Origin of the sequence: Paenibacillus montaniterrae (genome assembly GCF_018403185.1) — a bacterium.
GTDB lineage: Bacteria > Bacillota > Bacilli > Paenibacillales > Paenibacillaceae > Pristimantibacillus > Pristimantibacillus montaniterrae.
The window spans coordinates 103,305-125,302 of sequence record NZ_BOSE01000014.1 but is presented as its reverse complement, the minus strand read 5'-3'; the positions used below and the strand labels follow the sequence as shown (position 1 = coordinate 125,302).

Here is a 21,998-nt window from a genome sequence, read left to right as displayed (position 1 = left end):
TTTCCCAACTAGTAAGACCCCTTGAAGACGACGAGGTTGATAGGCTGGGGGTGGAAGTGCAGCAATGCATGGAGCTGACCAGTACTAATCGGTCGAGGGCTTATCCTAAATGTACCCCACAAAGTGAAGCAATGGCTTCGACGGAGATTCCGAATCCTTTGCGGGGACCCCGAGAATATCGGGAAAAATCATAGAAGCGTAACAACTTCTAACCATCGATCGCACGATGAATCAAGCTTTCATATCCAGTTTTGAGGGTGCAAGCCTTCATAAGAATCTATATTTGCTATTAATGTTCCCTGATAGCTCAGTCGGTAGAGCACTCGACTGTTAATCGAGTTGTCACAGGTTCGAGTCCTGTTCGGGGAGCCAGCACGGAGAGCTGTCCGAGTGGTCGAAGGAGCACGATTGGAAATCGTGTATACCCTAATCCGGTATCTAGGGTTCGAATCCCTAGCTCTCCGCCAGATTTAATTTATGTGGCCCGTTGGTCAAGGGGTTAAGACACCTCCCTTTCACGGAGGTAACAGGGGTTCGAATCCCCTACGGGTCACCACTATTTTTACAACAATATGGAGGATTAGCTCAGCTGGGAGAGCATCTGCCTTACAAGCAGAGGGTCGGCGGTTCGATCCCGTCATCCTCCACCATAATTCCAAAAGGTTAGATTTACCGGGTCCCCGAAAAAGTAATCGGAATATGCGACCTGGAATACTCTTCACTTTTTTGGGTGAAATGACGCGGGGTGGAGCAGTTCGGCAGCTCGTCGGGCTCATAACCCGAAGGTCGCAGGTTCAAATCCTGCCCCCGCAACCAAAAAAAACAAGCAAGACCGAATTGTTGTACGGAGCTGTGGTGTAGAGGCCTAACATGCCTGCCTGTCACGCAGGAGACCGCGAGTTCGAATCTCGTCAGCTCCGCCATTACAGCAACAATCGGGCTCGGTAGCTCAGTCGGTAGAGCAGAGGACTGAAAATCCTCGTGTCGGCGGTTCGATTCCGTCCCGAGCCACCACTACGAAACTAAATATGCCGCTTTAGCTCAATTGGTAGAGCAACTGACTTGTAATCAGTAGGTTGGGGGTTCAAGTCCTCTAGGCGGCACCATTGCCATGGGAGATTAGCGAAGTGGCCAAACGCAGCAGACTGTAAATCTGTTCTCATCGAGTTCGGTGGTTCGAATCCATCATCTCCCACCATTTAGGGGCATAGTTTAAAGGTAGAACAAAGGTCTCCAAAACCTTTGGTGTGGGTTCGATTCCTGCTGCCCCTGCCAAAGAAGAGAATATTATTGTGGCGGTCGTGGCGAAGGGGTTAACGCACCGGATTGTGGCTCCGGCACTCGTGGGTTCAAGTCCCATCGATCGCCCCATACATACTGGGGATTAGCCAAGCGGTAAGGCAACGGACTTTGACTCCGTCATTCCAAGGTTCGAATCCTTGATCCCCAGCCATTTTGCGGAAGTGGCTCAGCGGTAGAGCATCGCCTTGCCAAGGCGAGGGTCGCGGGTTCGATTCCCGTCTTCCGCTCCATAGTGCATGGCGCCATAGCCAAGTGGTAAGGCAGAGCTCTGCAAAAGCTTTACCCCCAGTTCGAGTCTGGGTGGCGCCTCCACAACTATGACCAAGCAGTGAGAAATAAGCAAGACATGCGGCCTTAGCTCAGCTGGATAGAGCGTTTGACTACGAATCAAAAGGTCAGGAGTTCGAATCTCTTAGGCCGCGCCACCTTACCTTGACTGTGGCGAGGGTAAAGGGAGAGAATCAAATAGCAAGACACACATGCTGGTGTGGCGGAATGGCAGACGCGGCGGACTCAAAATCCGCTTCCGGCGACGGAGTGGGGGTTCAAGTCCCTTCACCAGCACCAACTACATATATTAAGCTCTCAGGATCATGCATTCTGGGGGCTTTTTTATATTTTTAGGACTTCACTCCAAATACTAATAAATTTTTTGCTGTGGTGGAATAATTATTAAATGTTGGCTGATTATCCTAGTCTCAGTAATTTCCAGTATTTTAAGGTCTGGCTTAACTGGATCAATTTTATCGTCAACACACTGCTCGTCTTTATCTTTATGTGCTAAAAAAGCAGGACATTTCTCGCATAATGCGTGAGAAATTGCCCTGCTTTTTAATTCTTATTGACTATGTACCAATTTTCGCAGCTCCGGCAGCTCCTCGAAATAGCCGTACATTTCAAGCTCCGCCAGTGCCTTGCGAATGCTGTTCTCGTCTTCGCTAGACTGGTCGGAAAGGTTCAGCAGCTCCGAAAGTGTAATGTTTCGATGCTCCTTACAGTAGGTAAGCAACCCCTTGGCAGCCCAGGAGAGTCGGTCATCCTGAAACTCCCCAATCATCTTGCGGAACAATTTATGTGGAATAAGCTTCTCTTGAATCAGCGTTTGCATCGATTTGACCGCTTGCTTCGTCGTCATGCGCCCTTTTTTGGCAACCTCATCGATTGTAAGTGAAGCAGCATCAGACGTACTGGAGCTAAGTACGATATAAGTCATTTGTGCATAAATATCGAGATTTGGCTTAAAGAAAATTTCGGTGGAAACAGTAAAATTACGTAGGTCGCTTGGTGTTATTTCTGTTGTCATATTGTTGTTCTCCTCTCCAAGTGGTCATTATCATCATAAAGGTTTGTTTAAGCTGTTTCAAATTAGTATTCATTAGAAAATTATCACAAAAAATTAATTCTGATCTTGAGAAAACATCGATCCATAAGTTGGCAGGTTATGATCGTTTAGGATTATCCCTCACCAGCATCAACTACATACACTAAGCTTTCAGGATCATGCATTCTGGGGGCTTTTTTCGTATTATGGGCAAGTATGATTGGATATGAATATTAGTGGGAAGATAAAGTTGCTTTTTACTGACAGGTAGATAGAATAGAAATCACAAATGTCTCAAGTAACGAGCAAAGGAGTCTGTGCATGACAAAGGTACTTGTTGTTGATGATGAAGCGAGCATTTCCGGGGCGGTGGCTTATGCGCTGCGGAGAGAGGGATATATGGTGGAGACTGCAGCAGACGGTCAGGAAGCGCTGGAACGTGTAGACACGTTCAAGCCGGATGTTATGGTGCTCGATGTGATGATGCCGCGCTTGAGCGGTTACGATGTGTGCCGCAGGCTGGAAGGCCGGCCTTTGCGGCCGGCGATTTTGCTGCTGACGGTTAAAAACGATATCGTTGACAAGGTGCTGGGTCTGGAGCTTGGTGCTGATGATTATATGACGAAGCCGTTTGACATGCGGGAAATTATCGCCAGGGTCAAAGCCTTGTCGCGCCGCAGGCCACAAACAGTTGTGGAAGTGCAGGAGCTGGTTCAGCTGGCAGGCCTGTCAATCAACCTGCTGAACCGTACGGTTCACGTAGAGGGAGTGATGATCGAGCTGACGCCCAAGGAATTTGATTTGCTGGCACTGCTCGCCCGGAATCCAGAACGGGTTTTCACCCGGGAGTCGTTGCTGGAGCAGGTGTGGGATATGGATTTTGCGGGCGGGACGCGGACAGTGGACATACATGTTCAGCGGCTGCGCAAGAAGCTGGGGAAATGGCATGACGTGATCCAAACCGTGTACGGTATTGGCTATAAAAGCACGGAGTCGCTGCTATGAGGCGGCGAGCCTGGCGATTGGGACTCAAGTGGAAGGCTGCTGTGCTGCTTGCTGTGCTGCTTGCTACCGTGATTGGGGTGCTCAGCTTCCTCGTGCTTGCAGGTATTCAGGATGATCAGCGAGACCGGCTGGAGCAAACGCTGGCTGAAAAGACGGAGGCTGCCAATTTACGGGTGCGTCAGGAGGGGATTACGAGCGGCTCGCTAGCTGCGGACGATTTCATGGAGCGAAGCGGTCAGCGGCTAGCAGTTGATCTTGGTGCACAAAGTGGTCTGCCTGTCACACTGTATAAGCAAGACGGTACGCTCGCAGGCACCTCGCTGCCATTTCAGCCGAAGGCGGACGTGAAGGATGCCCTTGCCTATACAGCGCAAGGGCAATCGGCTTATATTACAGAAGGAGACAGGCTGCTCTATTTGGCGCCACTCTACAATGCCGAGGGCAAGCTGGTGGGCACGATTCAGTTCCACGTATCGCTTGCCGAGCAGCATGCTTTTTACGAAAGGATACAGCGTTTGTTTTGGGTTACTGGCGTGTTGGTGCTAGTGGCTGGATTCCTGCTAGGCTTCCTTTATGTGTGGCGGCAGGCTCATATTATTGATCGGCTGAATGAGGCTGCGCAGGACATTGGGGATGGAAAGTATTTGTCTGCTCCAACGGTTAGCCGTGCCGATGAGCTTGGTGAGCTGGCGCAGGGCATTTATGAGATGAGCGGGAGAATCTCCTCATCTCTCTCCCAACTGACCGAGGAAAAAAGCAAGCTGTTGGAGGCCGTTGCCCGCCTGCAACAGCTGGAAAAGCAGCAGAAGCAGTTTATCGGCAATATTAGCCACGAGCTCAAAACGCCGTTAACCTCCATTCTCGCCTATGCCGACCTCCTGGATATGTACCGGGATGACCCGGAGCTTCTGGATGAGGCGGGCAAGCAAATCGGCAAAGAGGCGGCGCGGCTGTATGGGCTCGTAGAAAAGGCACTGAAGCTTTCTTCCATGGACGTTTACGAGTTTGAGACATATGCGAAATCAGTCAGCTTGCTACCTTTGCTTCAGGAGGCGGTGGACCGCCTGCAGGCGAAGGCGGGAAGGTATGGAATCGAGATCGTCTCGACACTGGAGGAAGGCTCCGTATGGGCTGATCCGGAAAACCTAATGCATATGGTGCTGAATTTGCTGGATAATGCGATTAAATATAATAAACCGGGCGGAAAGGTGCTGTTATCCAATGAGGCGGTGCGGGGGCAGGATGGACTTGGTTGGATGAACATTAAGGTACGCGATACCGGCATCGGTATTCCCGAAGAGGCTAGGGAAAAAATCTTCGATCCATTCTATACCGTGAGTGCTGACCGCTCAAGAACCCACGGAGGGACGGGACTCGGTCTGTCGCTCGTGAAAGGTCTGGCGGAGAAGCAGGGCGGAACGGTTGAGCTTGCAGCCTCCGGGGCGGAGGGCTCGCTGTTTGTCATTATGCTGCCCCTACAGCGAACAAAACAACCGGTATAGTTTATTTGTATTGGAGGCTCAGATGTTACAGGAACGTTACAAGTCGGATATGTTTTCGGGATAATTCTTTTCTATACTAAGCTCAACAGGGGATGCTGAAGAAGCCGAAGCCAATGAGCAGAACGCTTGAGACTGTGCCCCTGTGGCGAGTTGGAGGTAGTATATATGCAACAAAAGGCTGGCATGTCCGGCATCAAGTTTTTTGCGGCCGTGGTTTTGTCATTAGCTATAGTTGGCTGCCAGGCTTCAGGGGAACGGCTTACAGTGGTTGACCCTGATGCCAGCCGAGCCGGGACGCAGACAGGTCAGAGCTTGGAGTCTGTTTCGAGCAGTGAACGGAAGCTGACCGTTGTCAAGCAGCCGGAACAGCAGGCTGACCGAGAACTTGCGGTTGTCAGCACGCATCGGCTTGAGGCGGCGAGCATTCAGTCCTGGCTGTCGGAGGATGAGGTCAGCATCGAAACGACTAAGCTGGTGAAAGAGGGAACCGCGACGGAGGAACCTCAATATGAATACACGTCCTCCATCGTAAATATTAACACTGGCCAGAGCAGGGAAAATACCGGGGAGGGAGTACGGCAGGTTAACGGATATACGCTCGTCAACGAAACCATTTCGCCAGACGGCAGCTATAGCTTCATCCAGAAATGGAAGGACAAATATGTCGCGGACAATTTTATGAAAAACAATCAGACAGGTCAAACGATTCAGATCAAGGGCGACAATTATTTAGAGCGGGGCGGCTGGCTGAATGCAGACACGTATATTTTGGCCGCTGGCTCCATAAGCGGGCGCGGAGAAATTCGCTACATCTCGGCTGCGGACGGGAATGCGACGGTTGTAACGCTGAATGATCCTGATGCAGAGCTTTTCGGGCAATTTGGCGTAAGCCACGGACGGATTTATTATACCGATGATCACTATGTGCTGAAGGTGTTTGAACCGGGGCAATCGAAGCCGATCAGCCTGATTCAGGACGTCTGGGGCTTCGAAATTTCGCCAGACGGTCTGTATATCGCGGTATCGACAGCTTCGCAATCCGATAATAAAGGAAGCGAGCTGCTGATCTACGATGCGGCAGGAAGCCTGCAAGGCTCGCTGATCGGCAAAGGCGACATGATTTCCTACATCTCCTGGTCCCCTGATTCCGCGAAGCTGGCGTTTGACGTTTATACCGAGGACAGGACAGGGATGAATGGGGTATATATTTTCGACACCAGCTCGGGCCGAGTAATCCCGCTAGCGCAGTATTATGCTGCCAGCGATCCGATGCCTCATCCCGTGTATCCATTTAGCTGGAGTCCATCCGGCAGCAGGCTGGGCTTCACGCTGGATGATCCGAAGTCGCTGCTCGTCACGAACATTATTGATTTTACGTTTTAGACTCGCCCTAATGATCCACAATCATTAAATGAAGGAGAATGAATCATATGAATATGGTGAAAAAATCGATCATCACTGTAGCTGTAGCTGGCATGGCTTTAACAGGCGCAGCCGGCGTGTATGCAGGCACACAAATGCAAAAGATTACTGCTTACCTCAATCATCAGCTCGGCATACAAATCAATGGGGAGGCGTATTCCCTGGTTGACGGACAAGGCAATAAATTAACGCCGATCACCTATAACGGCACGACTTATTTACCGGTGCGTGCGCTTGGCGATGCGCTGAATGTGTCGGTCAGCTATGACGCCAGCAAGAAACAGGTTCTGATTGGTGGAAAGAAAGTCGAGAACAACAACGCCAACGAGGGCTTGATCACCGTGAATTACACCGAGGCGCAGTTGAAGGAGATCACCCAGGCGTATGCGAAATTTGAATCCTTCGAAACGCCTTATGCGCCAGCACAAATGATCAAAGGAGATGCCTTCGAAAAGGTTGGCGACTCGGAGGATGGAGTAAATTTGCTCTTTAAGCACATGACGGTGACTGTATCGCCGCGGGATTATGCTTATTTGTACGATGGCAAGACGGTAACGCTGTCGAATGGAGTTCACGCCAAATGGTATACACCGGATAAGACACCGATGCTAAGCTTCGAGTTGAACGACCGCTTTATCACATTGAGTTCGCCTGACGATACGTTGAGCGAGAAGCAGCTTGAACAGGTGGCAGTAACTGTGGCGAAGCTGAAGTAAATACATCAAGAAACCCGTGAAAACCTTGATTTACAAGGCTTTTCGCGGGTTTTAGTTTCGTTATCTTCCTGGGGCCTTTTTATTTGCAGCTTGCCTAGCATTTCGTTTGAAAATTCACTTTACCTTCTAAAATATCTTTTAAAAATTTCTTCGACTTGTTCAATCGTCTTTGAATATCTTCAATTTCTTTAATTTTTTGCTCAACGATGATTCTCTTTTCCTCGTAGGACAAGTTTAGCTGTTGATTAAGCAGCAAGCTTAATTCCTCAATCGAAAAGTCTGCGGATAAAAGCGACTTTATATCCTCTATAAACTCAACAATTTCCTCAGCATACACCCGATAATTATTTTCGTCTCTTTTAACAAATTCGTTCGGAATTATGTTTTTGCGTTCATAAAATCTCAATGTTGATATCGGTAGATTGGTTCGCTTTGAAACCTCATTTATTTTCATATTATGACCTCATTTTTTTGTTGCTATAAACCTAAGTTCATAGTTCATAATACGGATTATGATAACAGCTGACATTACATGATGTCAAAATCTACTGTTATTGATAAGGAGAGATTTTATGTTCAGCAATATTGTAAATAATGATTTCGCCAATATCGTCAAGGAGCGTCGTTCTGTGCGCAAGTATGATGAGACCGTTAAAATATCAAGGGAAGAGCTGAACGAAATGATTGCGGAAGCAAGCTTGGCTCCTTCTTCGGCGAATATGCAGCCTTGGCGTGTAGTTGTCGTGGATACTCCAGAAGGGAAAGAAAAGCTAAGACCTCTTGTCCGTTTCAATACGCTGCAAAATGATACGTCGTCAGCTATGTTATTAATTTTCGGCGATACTCAAAGCTATCTATATGCTGAAGAAATTTACAATACGGCAGTGGAACAAGGAAAGATGCCAGCAGAAGTAAGAGATCGTCAGCTCGAAACCATTTTATCGATGTTCCCGACTTTATCCAAAGAATTGAAAGTAGAAGTTGCCAAAATCGACAGCAGCCTTTTTGCCATGCAATTTATGCTAGTGGCACGTGCCCATGGGTATGATACGAATCCAATGGCTGGATTTGAAACGGATCAGATCGCCAAAGCCTTTGATTTGGATGAAGAGCGCTACGCTCCAGTCATGATGCTTTCGATTGGAAAAGCCAAAGAAGAAGGTTACGAATCGGTTCGATTAGCTCCTGACAAGATTACATTTTGGAGATAATTTTAAATTCAATTAATCTAAATCGGATACTCCGCAAACATTTCACCTCAATAATAGTTCTATCGACAGAAATAGACAAAATAAGAGGTGGAATTATTATGAGGCTTTTGCATAAAATTGGAGGCCATCCGATCATCGCAGCCGTCCGCCGAATGGAAGACTTGAATTATGCCTTGGACAGCGAGGTGGACAATTTGTTTTTCATGGGGGGAACGGTTAAGGAGATCGTTGACAGCGTGCGGCTAACGAAGGAGGTCGGCAAAGGAGCCTTCGTCCATATTGACCTAATTCGCGGCTTGTCTAACACGGATCGCGAGAGTGTCGAATGGGTTGCCGAATATGCGGGAGCTGACGGAATTGTTACGCCGAAAGCACATTTGATCAAAGAAGCGAAGCGTTGCGGCTTATACGGTATTCTCCATCTTTTCGTCATCGATTCAGGTGCGCTGGAGAATGGGTTAAAGCTATGCCATCAGTTGGAGCCGGACGGCGTCGAGCTGATGCCGGGTGTCATTGACAAAATCATTCGCACATTCGCGTCAGAGCTTGAAACAACTCCGCTTGTCGCAAGCGGCTTGATCCGCACGGAAGCCGAGGCATCCGCCGCTCTGGCAGCAGGGGCAACTTCGCTTTCGGTAAGCGACAAAGCATTGTGGAATCTGTCATTTGCGCAGCTTAGCGACTAGCCAAAGATTTAACATCCATTTAACATTCTGTTAACATGCCGATGAATAATTGGGACTAACATATAGACATGTCGACAATAGCAATTAAATCATATAACAATTAATCCGAATTCTTGCGGTTATTGTTTAGGGTGATGTCTAAGAGAAAGCTCTGAACAACAATCATATAGGCTTCTTGCCTCTATGTATTGTTGGGATGAGCTTTTTCTCATTTTCACACAAAGGAGGAAAAAACTTGAAGAAACCCATCCTCGGCTATCGCCGGAAAATGCTGTTGTTGCCGTTATTTTTTCTAATACCTGCGTTACTTTTGTACGCTGTATTCTTCGTCTATCCGTTCCTGTTCACGTTCCTGCTCAGCTTCCAGCAATGGGATATGATTAGCCCAGAACGAACCTTCGTTGGCTTGGAGAACTACGCGGTGCTGCTGGATGATGAAGTGTTTTGGAAGTCGATGCGCAATACGCTGCTTTATTTGCTCATGACGATGCCCATTTCGATTGCTCTTGGCCTCGGGCTGGCCTTGTTAATGGAAAGTCTGATGCGAGGACGAGTCGTGTACCGTTTCCTGTTCTATTTGCCAGTCGTCTCCCCAATTGCTGTTATAGCGATTGTATGGAGCTTGATGTACGACGATCAACGCGGTATTGTCAATTCCCTTCTGATGCTCTTTGGCATTGACGGACCGAATTGGCTGTCGGACACATCCTCTTCATTATGGGCGGTAGCGATTGTCGGTATCTGGAAAGGCTTTGGCTATGAAATGCTGCTGTATGTATCAGGGCTGAAGTCGATCGATAAAGGATTGTACGAAGCTGCTTCGATTGATGGCGCAGGCCGCTGGCGCAGGCTGGTTCATATTATACTGCCGCTGCTCTCGCCAATTACGCTGTTTATCGTCATAATGGGCATCATCTCTTCATTCCAAAACTTTGCACTCATTAAAATTATGACGGGCGGCGGTCCGAACAATTCGTCAAACGTGCTGGTGTACCAGCTATACCAGGAGGCTTTTCAGTTTTTCAGCATCGGCAAGGCTGCAGCAATTTCGGTCATCCTGTTTGCCATTATTCTGTTGATCACAACCGTTCAACTCCGTCTTTCCCGGAGCACGGTTCACTATTAAACCATACATCGAAAGGAGGTGGCTGCAATGGAGCGCTTATGGAAGCTGACGGAGGAGACAGGCAAGCATGTGCTGCTGATCGGACTAGGGCTGTTAACGATGATTCCGATTATTTGGATGATCTCTATTTCACTGCGGTCGGAGCAATACGTATTTTCCGGTCATCTTGTCTGGACGGGACCGCTGCATTGGGAAAATTATGTTAAAGCATTAACCGAGGTGCCATTTTTCCGCTGGTTGGGCAACAGCTTGCGCATCGGAGTCATTCAAACGCTGGGACAAGTGTTTATCGGTGTCTGCGCAGCATTCGCCTTTGCTTATTATCGATTTCCGGGCCGCGACATCCTGTTTTTGTTCGTACTGATGACGATGATGATTCCGATGCAGGTGACGCTTGTGCCAACCTATCTGATTGTGAATCAGCTGGACGCGCTAAATACGCTAACCGGCGTTATTGTCCCGCATTTAGCTAGCGGCTTTGCGATTTTTCTGCTGCGGCAGTCGTTTATTTCCATTCCGAGAGAATTGGCGGAAGCGGCTGCGATTGACGGAGCCGGAGCATTCCGACTGCTTTGGACCGTGTACATCCGCATGTCCGGCACGATACTGTGGACGCTCGGCGTTATCGCCTTTTTATCCAATTTTAACGAGTTCAACTGGCCACTGCTCGTGCTGACTGATCCGGAGCTAATGCCGCTGCCGCTTGCGTTCCAATATTTCCGCACAGAGACGCAGATGGATTGGGGAGCAACGATGGCGATTGCGACGTTGTCCATGGTTCCGGTGCTGATTTTATATTTGGTTGCCCAGCGTTACATTGTTGATGGCTTCGCCCAGAGCGGTTTAAAGGGTTAATGATCCTCGCTCTGGTTTATATACAAAAATAAAAAGGAGAGAATTGACGTGAAAAAAACATGGATGGGATTGTTTTTAGGTTTACTAGCTATTTCGCTGGCTGCTTGCGGCTCCGGCTCGAACAATGCTGCGCCAACGGCTTCGCCTACCGCTTCCGATAACACGAGCTCGGCGCAAAGCTCTGAGCCGGTGGAAATCGAATTTTGGAACATTTGGGGCGGTGAGTTGATCGACTCCCTGGTGAACGAATACAACAGCTCACAGGACAAGGTGAAGGTCAAAGCAGTGTATGTACAAAACAGCTATGAGGGCATTGTTGAGAAGCTGCAGGTACAAGCAGCGGCTAAAAAGCTGCCAGACATCGTATCGAATGGACTGCTTTATACGAGCTTTGCCAATGACGTAATGAAGGCCGTACCGCTTGAGCCGTTTATCGAGCAGGATGGCTACGACATGTCCGACTTTTTTCCTACTATGCTGGAGCTAGGAAAAAATGATCAGGGACAGCTGATCGGTCTGCCATATGGCATCAGCACACCAATTTTATATTATAATGTCGATCATTTCAAAGCGGCAGGGCTAGATCCTGAAAATCCGCCGCAAACATGGGAGGAATTTGCGTCTGTCGCCAAGCAATTGACGAGTGACGGTCATTATGGCGCTAGCGTGCCGATCGACTTTGGCTGGCTTTATCAGGCGCTGATGGAGACGTACGGAGGAAGCATGATGTCTGAGGACGGGAAGACAGTTGGACTTGATTCCGAAGCGAGCGTAAAAGCAGTTCAAGCTGTGACTGACCTTGTCATCAAGGACAAGTCGATGCCGCTCCTGCAGCTGCAGCAAACATTTGAAGCGATGGCTAAAGGCGATGTTTCGATGCTTGCCAACACAACTGCTGGACTAGGGCAAATCTTGCCAACGGCACAATTTGACTTGCGGACAGCTCCGTTCCCGACCTTCGAGGGCAAACGCGTCGTTCCAGCTGGTGGAGCGAATCTGATGATTTTCACGCAAGACCCTGCCAAGCAAGAGGCGGCATGGGACTTTATGAAATTTATGATCGATCCTCAACGCACTGTTCAAATTTCCAAATCGACTGGTTACATGGTGTCGAGACAATCCGCATTGGATGATCCAGAAATGCAGAAGTTTTTAGAGGAAAATCCGGTTTACAAAGCTACGTATGAGCAAATTGACGAAATGGTGCCTTGGTTCAACTTCCCTGGCAGCGGTGGTACACGCATACAGAAGATTATAACAGACCAGGTTCAGGCAGCATTGCAGGGACAGAAGACGCCTGAGGAAGCGATGAAGGAAGCAGCCAAACAAGCGAATGCACTTATTAAATCTTAATGATGATATTGGGAGGCGTATCGAAATGACGAGAAAACGTGAAGTGATGGTCGACAATGCAAAGTTCACTACAAATAAAGGTCCTTGGTTTGGAGAACTGCCAGTGCCGTCAGGCGGCGATTATGATTTTGCTTTCATTAGCGATCGCACAGGAGGGGCAGTGCACGGGATGTTCGAGAAAGGGCTGGAGGCTGCGAAGCAATTGAATCCAGACTTTATTATTTCAATTGGCGATCTGGTAGAGGGCTACTGGACGGATGAGGCGGAGGCGCATGGTGAGTGGGATCGGATCGACCCTATGCTAGCAGAACTTGGCATTCCACTGTTCCAAACAGTTGGCAACCACGATTATGGTACCGAAGCGATGATCAATGTATGGCGTGAACGCAAAGGAGTCGACTACTATGCATTCCGTTATGATCGTACCTTGTTCCTTGTCGCCAATACGGAGACGGAGCCGCTAACGCTGCCAGAGTCGATGCTGCAAATTATGCAGCAGGTGAACCGAGAGCTGATTCGCAAGCCCGAGTCGCTATTTATGGACCTGATGCGGGAGTTGGCAGGTGAAGGTTTACCAGCAGAGGCGTTTAAGATGAATGAGGATACGCTTATTGATCCGCATCTGAGCAGCGAGCAAATCGACTTCTTTGAGCGGGTGTTAGCAGAAAATACCGATGTTGACTGGACGTTTGTCTGCCTGCATCAGCCGGCCTGGAAGAAGCCAGATCCGATCTTTGAACGACTTGAACAGTTACTTGCTAATCGTCCATATACGGTCGTATCTGGCCACGTGCACTATCTGGAAGTGACCGAGAAGCATGGGCGTCAATATATTCAAATGGGCAAAACGGGCGGACTGCACTGTTTCGAGGGCAATGGCGACATCCATCACATCCTGTCCGTCAAAGTACGTGGCGGCGTTCCACAATTCGAGGTCATCCTGCTGGAAGGCGAGGGCGGCACGGACACGCTGGACGCTTATGTAAAACAGGCGGCTGCGAAAGGCTAAGCCGACTGGATTGGCAAAGCCATGTTCGATGGATAAAGCTATGACATATTCACACAGATTAGATCGGAGCTTGGGAATGGAACGATGGATGGATGGGATTCGAGCTTTGTTTTTTGACCTTGATGGGTGCATCTATTTCGGCGGCAAGCTGGCTGAACGGGCGAATGATTTGCTTGGTCTGCTCCGAGAGCAAGGTTATCGGATCGGCTTTATCACGAACAACTCGCGGGAGAACGCCGTTGAAATTCGCGACAAGCTGTCGAAGATGGGGCTTCGACTAGAAGCTGAAATGATCTTCAGCGCTACAGAAGCGGTAGCTGTCTTTTTGAAGGATGCGTTTGGTCCAATGGCCGTAAAGACAGCGGGAAGCGAAAGTTTGAACGATGCGCTCGCTAATGCCGGCCATAACGTGCTGGGCTGGACTTGTTCAGCTCAAGCCGATGCCGTCGTCATAGGCAGAGATACGGAGTTTAATTACTTCAGGCTAGAGCAAATCGTCAATGAAGCAGCAAGAGGAGCGCGTATCATCAGCACTAATCCAGACTATTCGCATCCGGGTGAGGGCGGACGTCTTGTTCCCGAGACTGGTGCTCTGCTCGCCGCTGTTGAGTCGATCCTCGGCAGCTCTGCACTCAGCATTGGCAAGCCGCATGCCTGGTTGTATGAACTGGCAATGCGCAGCTATGATGTCAAACCTGCCGAATGTGTAATGATCGGAGATAATTTAACGACCGATATTGCTGGCGCGGAGCAGATCGGGATGAAAACGGTATGGATTCAAAACGACCTTCATTCGCAGCAGGGAGAATTCGATAACTTTGCAATGGTGCCGACGGTGATCGTAAATGCACTGTCTGAGTTGTATGAAATGCTCTTGCAGGAAAACGGAAAGGTGTAAATTTTTGTCTCAAGCTTTCAACAGAGCCTGTCTTGGTCCTAATGACCTGGGCAGGCTCTTTGTGCCGTCGTTAGACAAGAAGAAACATAGAATGCAATTTATAGGGAAAGGCTATTCTTAACTTAATTAAGGAGGGGCAACCGATGAAAACCATCTTGTTCTGCCTGTCCTTGGTCGGTCTGTCGTTTATGCTCTTTATCAATGAGGATTCCTTGAGCGCCAAGGAGCAGGAGGTTAAGGAGCAATTGATTCGCCGATATGAAGGGCAAGCGCCTACGCAATGGGGCTCAAGGGTTACAGGTGTACTAACCCGAATGGCGACAAAGGATAAGGTCATTGCCCTTACCTTTGATGCTTGTGGCGGTAAGGGAGGGAGCGGATATGACCGCAAATTGATCGATTATTTGATTAAGGAAAACGTCCCTGCCACATTATTTATTAACACCCGATGGATTGATGCCAATAAGGGTAATCGCGGCGATTCCGGAATTGAAAAAAAGAGGCTTTCGATTCGTCAAGCTTGACGCTTATCCGCTGGAGTAAAGCTGCCCTTTTCGGTATAGTGGTAAGTACAAGATACCGACTGAAGGGAGTCAGGCTCAAGTGTATACAATTCTCATCGTGGAAGATGATTTGAAAATAGCCGACAAGCTGCGCTCATCGCTTGCCAAATATGATTATACTGCCAAAGTTGTAGAGGATTTCAGTCAAGTGCTCCAAGCCTTCATGGAAACGAAGCCGGACCTGGTGCTGCTGGATGTCAATTTGCCGAAATTCGACGGCTTTTATTGGTGCAGACAAATCCGGACACAGTCACTTTGCCCGATCATATTCATCTCCGCACGCGATGGGCAAATGGATCAAATTATGGCTCTGGAAAATGGAGCCGACGATTACATTACGAAGCCCTTTGATATGGAAATTGTGATGGCCAAAGTGCGCAGCCAGCTGCGTCGCGCAGTAGGGGCATATTCGTCTGTCCAGGAGCAGCAGGAGCAGACTATTGAATATGCAGGAATTATATTATATCGAGAGCGCTATATTGCTGCCTATGACGGGCATACGATTGATTTTACGCAGAAGGAAGCTGAGCTGCTTGCGATGCTAATGGAGAGAGGCGGTCGCGTTGTAAGCCGGGAGCGGCTGCTGGATATGATGTGGGAGGATCAGCATTTTATTGATGACAATACGCTCAATGTATACATCACAAGGGTGCGCCGCAAGCTTAGGGAACTGGGAGCAGGCGATTGCATCGAAACTGTACGGGGAGCAGGCTATCGCATTGCATCAGGCAAGGAGCTATTGGCATGAAGCTGTTTTGGAAGGATCAGCTGCCGCTCGTTCTGTTTTTTATTGTGCAAATGCTTCTGGTTCCACTGTTGTATTGGCTGACTGGCGAAGGACGTCCGATGTGGATTATGCTGTATGGCGTTTTACTGAGCGGCGCGGTGCTGCTCGTTTATCTCGGATTTCGCTATTTTACACATCGGACGATGTACAAGGAGCTATCCTCAGAGGAGCTTGGCGAGGAGTTTTTCAATCCAGCGCCAGGAGATGCGCCATTGCCAGAAGCGGTTCATGAGCGAATTACCCACTACGAACGCTTATATCGCGAGCAGCTGCATCGCCATCAAAGCCGGACTGAACAGCATTTGACCTTTATGAATCGCTGGGTTCATCAGATGAAAACACCGATCTCCGTCATCCAGCTGTCGATTTCTGAATTGGAGGATGACCGGACCTCAGAAAGTATCCGCGAAGAGCTGGAGCGTATCCGTAAAGGACTTGATATGGTGCTGTATACCGCACGATTGGAGCATTTTGAGCATGATTTTGCCGTCGAGTCCATTGGACTGCGCAAGCTTGCAAGCGAGGCAGTTGTGGAGAACCGCAAGCTGTTCATACGTAAAGGAATTACCCCGAAATTTGCGATTGATAACGAGATCCAGGTATATACAGATGCCAAATGGTTCCGTTTTATGCTGGGGCAGATTTTAATCAATGCTGTAAATTATTCGGGCGGGCCAGGCAAAGAGGTTCATCTCGCTGCAGAGGATATGGGGGAGCATATCAAGCTTCACATTCGTGATCAAGGGATTGGCATTGCTCCAGAGGATATCAATCGGGTCTTTCATCCGTATTTTACAGGAGAGCGCGGCAGACAGTATCACGAATCGACAGGCATGGGGCTATACCTCGTCCAGGAAATTGCAGGCAAGCTTGGACATGAGGTAGAGCTGGAATCCATACTTGGTCAAGGCACTACAATTAGCTTGACGCTGCGCAAGGCAAAGCTGCTTCATAACGAAGGCACATCCTGATGGGTGTGCCTTTTTGCGGAGCGCTGAAATTTTTTTTTCAGAGCGTGAAAAAAAACAGGCAGCTCAGTTGTATTCATAGTGAAAGGGGGACATGAAGTGCACGATTCATCTGAGCTCAATGAATCCGTTCGCCAAGCGGTCATCAACTATTCGGACAGCCTGATCAAAATTGCCTTCGCCTATCTCAAAAATGTTGCCGATGCGGAAGAAGTCGCGCAGGATGTATTCCTCGCTTATCTTCAAACAGCTCCAGACTTCAAGAGCAGCGAGCATGAGAAGGCATGGCTGATCCGTACGGCGATCAATAAAAGTAAAAATATGCTGAAAACGGGCTGGTTCCGCAGCAGAACCCCCCTTCCAGACAACCTGACTTATTTGCCCCAGGAAGAATATACGATCCTGCAGGCGGTATTGTCCCTGGAGCCTAAATATCGGATTCCGATTCACTTGCATTATTATGAAGGCTATTCCCTGGAGGAAATCGCGGAAATTCTTCATGCCAAACCCGCTACTGTAGGGACATGGCTTGCGCGCGGACGTAAGCAGCTAAAAGGAGTGATAGGAGGTTTATGAGCATGAAGAAGCAAAGCTACAAGGACGCTCTTTCCAAATTAAAGACAAGCGAAGATTTTCAAGAGCAAACACTAAAGCGGCTAGGGCTTGAGGGCGACACCTACCAAGCACATGCACAAAAAGGAGAGATGGACATGAAACAATCCAATCCAGCAAGCAACAATAAGAATAGTAAATTGAAGGTTTGGACGGTAGGCATCGCGGCTTGTGCCGTACTGGCAGTAGGCGTCCTTGCACTTAATCAGAATAATAGCGGCACCGATCCTGGATTGGGTGCGGGCAATATTGTAGCTGATAATGGAGCAAACAATGTTGACCACAATTCGGGAACGAATAACGGTGTTGTCGATAGCAATTCAGGCACAAGCAATGGTGTTGTCGGGAATAAGCCTGCGCCGCCAACAACCGCCAAGCATATGGTTAACATTGATGGCATCATTGAGGAAGTCAGTGAAGATGGAAAAAGCTTCCGCATCGGTGAGCTTTGGGTAACGGTAACAGACGCTACGGAGTATGGCATTACAGGCCCAACTGCGCCAGACCCGTCAGAGCAGCTGGTGAGCAAGGAGTTTAAAGTAGGCAACGCTGTATCAGGCTTTACCTCGGAGGATGTAACAAGCGGCAAGGTTACAGCTGAGCGAATTTACAACAACTTTTAACGACAACAACAATAATGAAGAAGGTAAGCAGAGCAGCCCGCTGGCAACAGCGGGCTTTTTACGTGCCGGTTCATTTGAGGAGAGGAGGCGAACAAACTGGCGAACATAACCTTATGGCAAATGTAAGCTTTGATTCATCTAAACCGATGGCAGTTGCAGCGGATCTGACGTAAAGTTAGGGTATACTGATTGATGGTCATGAAGGGAGCGACTGCATCTTGGATATTTTAGAGGTAAAAGCATTAAACAAGGTCTATGCGGGGAAAGTGGCAACACAAGCGCTGACTGATATTCATTTAACGATTCGCAAAGGGGAGTTTGTCGGCATTATGGGGCCGTCAGGAAGCGGCAAAACAACGCTGCTTAATATGGTGTCCACTATCGATCGTCCAAGCTCAGGCGAGGTTAAAATAGGGGGAGCCAACCCATACAGCATGAAAAAAAGAGAGCTTGCGCACTTCAGGCGCAGACAGCTCGGCTTTGTCTTTCAGGATTTTAATTTGCTCGATACGCTAACTGTCGCTGAAAATATCGTTCTGCCGCTCACACTTGACAGACGACCATTAAAGCAAATCGACAGCCTGCTGGAGCAAACCGCATCAAAGCTGAATATTACCGGCATTTTAAATAAACGTGTTTACGAAATTTCAGGGGGCCAGCGGCAGCGGACTGCGATCGCGCGTGCAATTATCGGGTCTCCTGTGCTGCTGCTTGCCGATGAGCCGACGGGCGCATTGGATTCCAACTCCTCTCGTGCAGTTATGGAGTCGCTTGTCGATATTAACGAGAAGGATGGGACTACGCTTATGCTGGTCACGCATGACCCGATGGCTGCAAGCTACTGCAACCGTATCGTGTTTATTAAAGACGGAAAGCTGGCGGCGGAAATTCATCGTGGTGACAACCGTCAAGCTTTTTTTCAAAAAATAATCGATACTCTGTCGTTTTGGGGAGGGAATACGAGTGAGCTTTCCTCAATTCGCGTTTAACAACGTTCGCCGCAATGCACGTGCTTATATTGCTTATTTGCTGAGCAGCGCATTTATGGTTATGATTTTTTTCACGTATGCGGTATTTATTTATCACCCGCGAATCGCGGAATCTGAAATGGGCAATATGACGCGGACAGGCATGAGCATTGCCACTGTTATTGTTTACGTGTTTGCTTTCTTTTTTGTGCTTTATTCGATCAGTGTTTTTCTTAAATCGCGGAATCGTGAATTCGGGATTTTAACGATTCTTGGTGCGGAGTCGAGACAAATTAATTTGTTAATCCTTCTGGAAAATATGCTGATCGGTACTGTGGCGATTGTAACTGGTATTGCCGGAGGCTTGCTCCTGTCCAAGTTGTTTCTGCTAATTAGCACCAAGGTTATCGATATGGAAGAACTGCCCTTTTATTGGCCGGTAAAAGCGATACTGCTGACAACGGGCGCATTTGTGTTGCTATTTCTCTTCATTTCTATTTTTACGCTACTGTTTATACGCAAAAGCCAGGTGCTAGAGCTTTTGAAGGGGAGCAGCAAGCCGAAAAAAGAACCGCGCGCCAACGTATTTACTGCGATGCTTGGCATTCTGTTGCTGACTATCGGGTACTTGGCTCTTCATGCCAAAAAACTTGATGAAATCGGTCTATTGATTGCAGCGGTAAGCGGAATAGCGGGGACCTATTTTTTCTATTCTCAGTTGTCTGTTTGGTTGACTAGAAGATTGCAGCGCAGTCGTCATATAGCCTGGAAAGGTGCGAATTTGCTATGGACATCCGAAATGAGCTACAAGCTAAAGGATAATGCGCGCATGCTCTTTTTAGTAACGGTCGTTGTCGCCTTGGCTTGTATGAGCACGGGATTTGTGCTTGCTTACGAGAAGCAGATCAGGGACGTATATCGAGACGATCCTTTTGCAGTTAAATATTCGTCCTATAGAGACAGCGATCCACAATTGGTGCAGAAGGAGATCAACTACATTAAGGAGCGTTTTGAGCAAGCAGGCTTGGCGTACAGCTTTATAGACTTGAAAATGATGTCAACTAGCGGCTATTCCAATACGATCATGCTAATTTCGCAAACAGATTACAATCATGTAGCTTCAGCGCTACATATTGAGCTGATAGATTCGCTTGCTCCTTCAGAAGCTGTGCTCGTGCAAACGGATACGGCTGTGCAGAAGTATCCTGCTGCAGATACAATGGAGCTGCAGGTTGAAGAATCGGTCCGGCAGCTATCGTATACTTACCGTGAAAACGATATTGCTACGCTGACTTATTCCGGGCCTTTGCTAGTCATTCCGGATAGCTTATTTGCGCAATATGCGGAAGATTATGACGGTCATATTGAGTACAACAATGTATTTGTTATTCCTGAAACTGGCAAGCTCCCAACCAAGGATGATCCTGAGACAAGGCTGGCTATCGAGCTCACGAACTGGATCAGGGACGGGCAGCATGAAGGTTATTTGCAAGCCAGAGCTGAAAATTATTATACCAACAAGCAAAGCTTCTCTCTTTTCAGCTTTATTGGAGTGTTTATTGCGATGATATTCTCGGTTTCTTCTGCCAGCTTCCTTTATTTCAAGCTGCATACCGAGTTAGCGGCGGATGCGACAATGTATCGTTCTCTCTCCAAAATTGGACTTGGCAGTCGCGAGATGAACATATCTGCGACGATTCAAATTGCAATGCTTTTCTATATTCCGATTCTGGTGGCATCCCTTCAATCTCTCGTTGTGCTTGGTCCAGTTATGGAGGTCATGAACTCAACTGAAGCGGTTTATCGCCCTGTGCTAGCCGCCTCTGCGATTTATTTGGCTGTACAGACGGTCTATTTTCTAATTGTACGGGCTCGTTATATTAAGAAGGTCAATCAAACGATGGTATAACCAAGCTGAGCGGGTTATTAATAATCGTAATAAGCAGCTATTTTCTTGGGAAGAGGTATAACGATATGAAACAGACAACTACAAACAAGGAACGAATACCATTTCTCGATCTGTTCAGAGGATTCGCCCTGCTTGGTTTGCCATTTGTCAATGTGCTGTCACTGTGGTTGATTCGCACACCGGAAAACGGTACCGAGTATTGGATTCAGCGCGGCCTTTACTTTTTCGTAGAGGCCAGATTTTATACGATATTTACATTTCTATTCGGTCTTGGCTTTTATATGTTTTTATCCCGATCCGCCGAGAAGCATGGAAAGCCGCGGGTATGGCTGTACATTCGCAGATTGGCAATTCTTCTCGTGATAGGCTTTATCCATCAGTTTTTTAATCCAGGGGAGGCGTTGTTCTACTATGCCATCATTGGCTTGCTTGCGCTTCCGCTATATTGGGCGCCTCGCATCATTAACCTTGGCATCGGCGTGCTCGGGCTGATTTTCGCTGTAGTTATTGGAGCAAAGCTTTTGACTGTTCCATTTCTAATTGTGCTTGGTCTTGCAGCTGGCCAGTACGGGCTTATTGATGCGGTTCACAAAGGGCTTCGTTCCTTACGCACAATATGGCTGTTGACTTTAATCGGAACAGTGATAGGAATTGGAGCTATGTGGTGGGCTGCTCCATCAGAGCCTATGCCTGCATTTCTTTATGAGACTGTAGGGGGCGATACTCCGCCTGATGTACAGGCCGCGTTAAATGTAGTGCATATCGGGATTGTGACTGGCCCGATTGTATCCGCCTTTTATTTGCTTTCGCTGCTGATGCTGCAGCGTTCCAGACTGGGAGCGCGGATCCTTCAGCCGCTTCAAGCTTATGGCCGAATGGCGCTTACTAATTATATCGGGCAGACGGTACTGCTTGTTGGTGTGCAATACCTTTTCTTAAAGAATACTGCATCTACTTACTTAGTATCGACGTTAGTAAGTCTCGCTATCGTGCTCGTGCAGATCATTTTCAGCAATTTATGGATGAAACGCTTTCGGTATGGGCCGTTTGAATGGCTTTGGAGATGCGGCACTTATTGGAGGGTTCGGCTTTGATGACGATGCAGCTTCTTTGTAGCGTAATCGAGACGGCGAATCTTAAACGCTAGCGAAAACTGCGGTGC

The 21,998-nt window shown here is 48.2% G+C and carries 21 protein-coding genes, 16 tRNA genes and 1 rRNA gene; 36 read left to right on the top strand and 2 right to left on the bottom strand.

Translation table 11 applies throughout. From position 1 onward, the window contains the following. The 17 genes from KJS52_RS25295 to KJS52_RS25215 form a co-directional block, all read left to right on the top strand. Positions 1-108: ribosomal RNA gene (locus KJS52_RS25295) — 23S ribosomal RNA — on the top strand; the annotation flags it as partial. A gap of 188 nt (positions 109-296) precedes the next feature. Continuing rightward, positions 297-372: transfer RNA gene (locus tag KJS52_RS25290), tRNA-Asn, on the top strand. A 4-nt stretch (positions 373-376) separates the two neighbouring features. Next, positions 377-467: transfer RNA gene (locus tag KJS52_RS25285), tRNA-Ser, on the top strand. A gap of 14 nt (positions 468-481) precedes the next feature. Continuing rightward, positions 482-556: transfer RNA gene (locus tag KJS52_RS25280), tRNA-Glu, on the top strand. Between the two features lie 18 nt (positions 557-574). Continuing rightward, positions 575-650, top strand: a tRNA-Val gene (locus tag KJS52_RS25275). Positions 651-739: 89 nt separating this feature from the next. After that, a tRNA-Met gene (locus tag KJS52_RS25270) sits at positions 740-816 on the top strand. A gap of 30 nt (positions 817-846) precedes the next feature. Next, positions 847-923 (top strand) — tRNA-Asp (locus KJS52_RS25265). 15 nt (positions 924-938) lie between these two features. Then, a tRNA-Phe gene (locus KJS52_RS25260) sits at positions 939-1,014 on the top strand. Between the two features lie 16 nt (positions 1,015-1,030). Further along, positions 1,031-1,106 (top strand) — tRNA-Thr (locus tag KJS52_RS25255). Positions 1,107-1,113: 7 nt separating this feature from the next. Beyond that, positions 1,114-1,198: transfer RNA gene (locus KJS52_RS25250), tRNA-Tyr, on the top strand. Between the two features lie 3 nt (positions 1,199-1,201). Continuing rightward, a tRNA-Trp gene (locus KJS52_RS25245) sits at positions 1,202-1,275 on the top strand. Between the two features lie 20 nt (positions 1,276-1,295). Then, positions 1,296-1,371: transfer RNA gene (locus KJS52_RS25240), tRNA-His, on the top strand. Between the two features lie 7 nt (positions 1,372-1,378). After that, positions 1,379-1,453 (top strand) — tRNA-Gln (locus tag KJS52_RS25235). Between the two features lie 4 nt (positions 1,454-1,457). After that, positions 1,458-1,532: transfer RNA gene (locus KJS52_RS25230), tRNA-Gly, on the top strand. A gap of 8 nt (positions 1,533-1,540) precedes the next feature. Continuing rightward, positions 1,541-1,614 (top strand) — tRNA-Cys (locus KJS52_RS25225). A 36-nt stretch (positions 1,615-1,650) separates the two neighbouring features. Then, a tRNA-Arg gene (locus tag KJS52_RS25220) sits at positions 1,651-1,727 on the top strand. A 56-nt stretch (positions 1,728-1,783) separates the two neighbouring features. Beyond that, a tRNA-Leu gene (locus tag KJS52_RS25215) sits at positions 1,784-1,869 on the top strand. A 271-nt stretch (positions 1,870-2,140) separates the two neighbouring features. Here the strand turns inward: KJS52_RS25215 and KJS52_RS25210 are convergent. After that, on the bottom strand, positions 2,141-2,605 hold the full coding sequence (locus KJS52_RS25210; RefSeq protein WP_213520096.1) for a hypothetical protein: 465 nt from the start codon (positions 2,603-2,605) through the stop codon (positions 2,141-2,143). Positions 2,606-2,944: 339 nt separating this feature from the next. Between KJS52_RS25210 and KJS52_RS25205 the strand changes: the two genes are divergently transcribed. The 4 genes from KJS52_RS25205 to KJS52_RS25190 all read left to right on the top strand — a co-directional run bounded on the left by KJS52_RS25205 (position 2,945) and on the right by KJS52_RS25190 (position 7,268). Then, a complete protein-coding gene (locus KJS52_RS25205; protein ID WP_213520094.1) occupies positions 2,945-3,628 on the top strand; it encodes a response regulator transcription factor in 684 nt (227 codons plus the stop codon). After that, positions 3,625-5,130: a sensor histidine kinase gene (locus KJS52_RS25200; protein ID WP_213520093.1), complete on the top strand. Its 1,506-nt coding sequence runs from the start codon at positions 3,625-3,627 to the stop codon at positions 5,128-5,130. Before KJS52_RS25205 ends, KJS52_RS25200 begins: the two co-directional genes overlap by 4 nt. A 165-nt stretch (positions 5,131-5,295) precedes the next feature. After that, positions 5,296-6,513, top strand: a complete 1,218-nt coding sequence (locus KJS52_RS25195; RefSeq protein ID WP_213520091.1) for a WD40 repeat domain-containing protein — start codon at positions 5,296-5,298, stop codon at positions 6,511-6,513. A 47-nt stretch (positions 6,514-6,560) separates the two neighbouring features. Beyond that, a complete protein-coding gene (locus KJS52_RS25190) occupies positions 6,561-7,268 on the top strand; it encodes a stalk domain-containing protein (RefSeq protein WP_246563937.1) in 708 nt (235 codons plus the stop codon). A 94-nt stretch (positions 7,269-7,362) separates the two neighbouring features. On the opposite strand, the gene KJS52_RS25185 is transcribed toward KJS52_RS25190, so the two are convergent. After that, complete coding sequence (locus KJS52_RS25185) at positions 7,363-7,722, bottom strand: MerR family transcriptional regulator (protein WP_213520087.1); 360 nt, start codon at positions 7,720-7,722, stop codon at positions 7,363-7,365. Positions 7,723-7,840: 118 nt separating this feature from the next. Between KJS52_RS25185 and KJS52_RS25180 the strand changes: the two genes are divergently transcribed. The 15 genes from KJS52_RS25180 to KJS52_RS25110 all read left to right on the top strand — a co-directional run bounded on the left by KJS52_RS25180 (position 7,841) and on the right by KJS52_RS25110 (position 21,930). Further along, positions 7,841-8,479: a nitroreductase family protein gene (locus KJS52_RS25180; RefSeq protein WP_213520085.1), complete on the top strand. Its 639-nt coding sequence runs from the start codon at positions 7,841-7,843 to the stop codon at positions 8,477-8,479. Between the two features lie 98 nt (positions 8,480-8,577). Then, positions 8,578-9,165: a glycerol-3-phosphate responsive antiterminator gene (locus tag KJS52_RS25175; protein WP_213520083.1), complete on the top strand. Its 588-nt coding sequence runs from the start codon at positions 8,578-8,580 to the stop codon at positions 9,163-9,165. 235 nt (positions 9,166-9,400) lie between these two features. Next, positions 9,401-10,291, top strand: a complete 891-nt coding sequence (locus tag KJS52_RS25170; protein ID WP_213520081.1) for a carbohydrate ABC transporter permease — start codon at positions 9,401-9,403, stop codon at positions 10,289-10,291. A 27-nt stretch (positions 10,292-10,318) separates the two neighbouring features. Then, the gene (locus KJS52_RS25165) at positions 10,319-11,146 is read left to right on the top strand and encodes a carbohydrate ABC transporter permease (protein ID WP_213520078.1); all 828 of its coding nucleotides are present in this window, start codon (positions 10,319-10,321) and stop codon (positions 11,144-11,146) included. Positions 11,147-11,194: 48 nt separating this feature from the next. Further along, positions 11,195-12,499 (top strand): ABC transporter substrate-binding protein, encoded by a 1,305-nt coding sequence (locus KJS52_RS25160; RefSeq protein WP_213520076.1) that lies wholly within the window; start codon positions 11,195-11,197, stop codon positions 12,497-12,499. 25 nt (positions 12,500-12,524) lie between these two features. After that, positions 12,525-13,508 (top strand): metallophosphoesterase family protein, encoded by a 984-nt coding sequence (locus KJS52_RS25155; RefSeq protein ID WP_213520074.1) that lies wholly within the window; start codon positions 12,525-12,527, stop codon positions 13,506-13,508. Positions 13,509-13,584: 76 nt separating this feature from the next. Continuing rightward, positions 13,585-14,406: an HAD-IIA family hydrolase gene (locus KJS52_RS25150; protein WP_213520072.1), complete on the top strand. Its 822-nt coding sequence runs from the start codon at positions 13,585-13,587 to the stop codon at positions 14,404-14,406. A gap of 143 nt (positions 14,407-14,549) precedes the next feature. Further along, positions 14,550-14,930, top strand: a complete 381-nt coding sequence (locus tag KJS52_RS25145; RefSeq protein ID WP_213520070.1) for a polysaccharide deacetylase family protein — start codon at positions 14,550-14,552, stop codon at positions 14,928-14,930. Between the two features lie 79 nt (positions 14,931-15,009). Further along, on the top strand, positions 15,010-15,717 hold the full coding sequence (locus KJS52_RS25140; protein ID WP_213520068.1) for a response regulator transcription factor: 708 nt from the start codon (positions 15,010-15,012) through the stop codon (positions 15,715-15,717). Continuing rightward, positions 15,714-16,727 (top strand): sensor histidine kinase, encoded by a 1,014-nt coding sequence (locus tag KJS52_RS25135; protein WP_213520066.1) that lies wholly within the window; start codon positions 15,714-15,716, stop codon positions 16,725-16,727. The genes KJS52_RS25140 and KJS52_RS25135 overlap by 4 nt, the downstream gene beginning before the upstream one ends. A 96-nt stretch (positions 16,728-16,823) precedes the next feature. Next, on the top strand, positions 16,824-17,300 hold the full coding sequence (locus KJS52_RS25130; protein WP_213520064.1) for an RNA polymerase sigma factor: 477 nt from the start codon (positions 16,824-16,826) through the stop codon (positions 17,298-17,300). A 2-nt stretch (positions 17,301-17,302) separates the two neighbouring features. Beyond that, a complete protein-coding gene (locus tag KJS52_RS25125; RefSeq protein WP_213520063.1) occupies positions 17,303-17,959 on the top strand; it encodes a hypothetical protein in 657 nt (218 codons plus the stop codon). A 218-nt stretch (positions 17,960-18,177) separates the two neighbouring features. Continuing rightward, complete coding sequence (locus KJS52_RS25120) at positions 18,178-18,948, top strand: ABC transporter ATP-binding protein (RefSeq protein ID WP_213520061.1); 771 nt, start codon at positions 18,178-18,180, stop codon at positions 18,946-18,948. After that, positions 18,923-20,836 (top strand): FtsX-like permease family protein, encoded by a 1,914-nt coding sequence (locus tag KJS52_RS25115; RefSeq protein WP_213520059.1) that lies wholly within the window; start codon positions 18,923-18,925, stop codon positions 20,834-20,836. The genes KJS52_RS25120 and KJS52_RS25115 overlap by 26 nt, the downstream gene beginning before the upstream one ends. Before the next feature lie 65 nt (positions 20,837-20,901). Beyond that, positions 20,902-21,930 (top strand): DUF418 domain-containing protein, encoded by a 1,029-nt coding sequence (locus KJS52_RS25110; protein ID WP_213520057.1) that lies wholly within the window; start codon positions 20,902-20,904, stop codon positions 21,928-21,930. Positions 21,931-21,998: the final 68 nt, after the last annotated feature.

Excerpts from the sequence above, each read along its gene's own strand:
- KJS52_RS25200 (WP_213520093.1), top strand. The coding sequence starts at position 3,625 with ATGAGGCGGCGAGCCTGGCGATTGGGACTCAAGTGGAAGGCTGCTGTG.
- KJS52_RS25150 (WP_213520072.1), top strand. The coding sequence starts at position 13,585 with ATGGAACGATGGATGGATGGGATTCGAGCTTTGTTTTTTGACCTTGAT.
- KJS52_RS25210 (WP_213520096.1), bottom strand. The coding sequence starts at position 2,605 with ATGACAACAGAAATAACACCAAGCGACCTACGTAATTTTACTGTTTCC.
- KJS52_RS25165 (WP_213520078.1), top strand. The coding sequence starts at position 10,319 with ATGGAGCGCTTATGGAAGCTGACGGAGGAGACAGGCAAGCATGTGCTG.
- KJS52_RS25145 (WP_213520070.1), top strand. The coding sequence starts at position 14,550 with ATGAAAACCATCTTGTTCTGCCTGTCCTTGGTCGGTCTGTCGTTTATG.
- KJS52_RS25180 (WP_213520085.1), top strand. The coding sequence starts at position 7,841 with ATGTTCAGCAATATTGTAAATAATGATTTCGCCAATATCGTCAAGGAG.
- KJS52_RS25195 (WP_213520091.1), top strand. The coding sequence starts at position 5,296 with ATGCAACAAAAGGCTGGCATGTCCGGCATCAAGTTTTTTGCGGCCGTG.
- KJS52_RS25185 (WP_213520087.1), bottom strand. The coding sequence starts at position 7,722 with ATGAAAATAAATGAGGTTTCAAAGCGAACCAATCTACCGATATCAACA.
- KJS52_RS25110 (WP_213520057.1), top strand. The coding sequence starts at position 20,902 with ATGAAACAGACAACTACAAACAAGGAACGAATACCATTTCTCGATCTG.
- KJS52_RS25125 (WP_213520063.1), top strand. The coding sequence starts at position 17,303 with ATGAAGAAGCAAAGCTACAAGGACGCTCTTTCCAAATTAAAGACAAGC.
- KJS52_RS25175 (WP_213520083.1), top strand. The coding sequence starts at position 8,578 with ATGAGGCTTTTGCATAAAATTGGAGGCCATCCGATCATCGCAGCCGTC.
- KJS52_RS25205 (WP_213520094.1), top strand. The coding sequence starts at position 2,945 with ATGACAAAGGTACTTGTTGTTGATGATGAAGCGAGCATTTCCGGGGCG.
- KJS52_RS25135 (WP_213520066.1), top strand. The coding sequence starts at position 15,714 with ATGAAGCTGTTTTGGAAGGATCAGCTGCCGCTCGTTCTGTTTTTTATT.
- KJS52_RS25190 (WP_246563937.1), top strand. The coding sequence starts at position 6,561 with ATGAATATGGTGAAAAAATCGATCATCACTGTAGCTGTAGCTGGCATG.
- KJS52_RS25155 (WP_213520074.1), top strand. The coding sequence starts at position 12,525 with ATGACGAGAAAACGTGAAGTGATGGTCGACAATGCAAAGTTCACTACA.